General features: G+C 34.5%; 1 protein-coding gene. It reads left to right on the forward strand.

What is annotated here, in order from left to right; translation table 11 throughout:
* Positions 1 to 248: helix-turn-helix domain-containing protein (locus LKW28_RS22850; protein ID WP_229142708.1), on the forward strand; the 248-nt coding region annotated here is incomplete at its 5' end.
* Positions 249 to 371 lie beyond the last annotated feature (123 nt).

A 371-nucleotide genomic window follows, 5' to 3' on the forward strand; every position in this document is an offset into this window, starting at 1 on the left:
AAAACTATATAAGTGATATTGAAAATGACGCAAGACCTGGTGCATCCGTAGAAACGTATAAAAAGATTGCCGATGCATTTAATGTTTCTTTTCTATGGTTATTACAGGAAAATGAAGACACCCAAGTACTAGATGCTATTAATATTTTACTTGCTGATAGACCCCTTGATGTACAAAAGAATGCACTAGAATTAATAGAAGTCCATCTTAAAGGCATTGATCTTCAGCAAACAACAAAAGATAGCTGATTATTTCTTACCCCTCTTAAACCTCTATAATAACCAACTTTCTCAAACTATATAGCCTTATTAACTCGGTAATTCTAAATCCCCCGCACCACCACCACAAAAAAGGAGCGAACACATGAAAAT

The organism is Bacillus sp. REN16 (assembly GCF_020731355.1).
In the GTDB taxonomy this organism is placed as follows: domain Bacteria; phylum Bacillota; class Bacilli; order Bacillales; family Bacillaceae_L; genus Ferdinandcohnia.